Source organism: Caballeronia choica (assembly GCF_001544535.1).
Classification (GTDB): Bacteria; Pseudomonadota; Gammaproteobacteria; order Burkholderiales; family Burkholderiaceae; genus Caballeronia; species Caballeronia choica.
Genome location: NZ_FCON02000552.1, coordinates 1 through 794 on the forward strand (window position 1 = coordinate 1; position 794 = coordinate 794).

Sequence of the window (794 nt, forward strand, 5' to 3'; positions counted from 1 at the left end):
GCCTCATGGCGCAGGCGGACCTGTCCGGGGCCCGGTTCGCCCACTTCAACGTCCTCGTAGCGCAAGACTTCGGGACCGCCGGTTTCATGAAAGCGCACTGCGTTCGCCATGTTCAATCTCCTATCCTTACTCAAACTGCAAAATGGATTTCGCCTGCGGCCGAACTGGCCGTCTTACCCTGGCGTCGTTGCCAGATCCGTGTTCTGTTGCGGTCCTGAGCGCCGCGAGGCACGCACAGACTGCGAGAATGCAATGAGCAAGGCATATAACGCCTCGCCTTAATCAATTGCCGTGTCGACCTAAATCAGTTGCTATATCAAGCATACGGCGATAGACGTCCGCCGCATGGTGACGTGCGGTCGCATATTGAGCATCTACTCTAGTTGCCAGCGGGTCGCCGCGCAAATAAGTCGCGCCGGCGTCCCGTTCGGAACTGATATCTGTCGCCTCGGGCTCTGCTGGGCCGGTTTGGGGTCCGGTGCATGCCTTGAAAAACCGGCGCCGTCGCGTTGTGAGCGAGCGAACGGCACCGTTGTGCCTTGAGAATCCGATCAGCGTGTTGCTTGCGTGCGCAGGGCGTCAAGGCGGTCCAGGTCACCACCGTAGTTCCGCTTGCCGATGAAAAACGCGGCTGCGGCGACGAGGGGTGCGAACGGAACGAGTTGCAACGCGCCGACAAGCCCGATCCGGTCGGCGACCATGCCCGTCAGAATGGCAGCGGGTGCCAGACCCAGCAGATTGTTCGCCAGCGTCAGCGTGGCAAACGCGGACGAATGGATCGACGGCGGGGTGAG

General features: G+C 61.1%; 2 pseudogenes. Both read right to left on the minus strand.

Annotation, left to right across the window (positions count from 1 at the left end):
* Positions 1–110: pseudogene (locus AWB68_RS47960) on the minus strand (quinone oxidoreductase); the annotation flags it as partial.
* Between the two features lie 441 nt (positions 111–551).
* Positions 552–794, minus strand: a pseudogene (locus AWB68_RS45660) (MFS transporter); the annotation flags it as partial.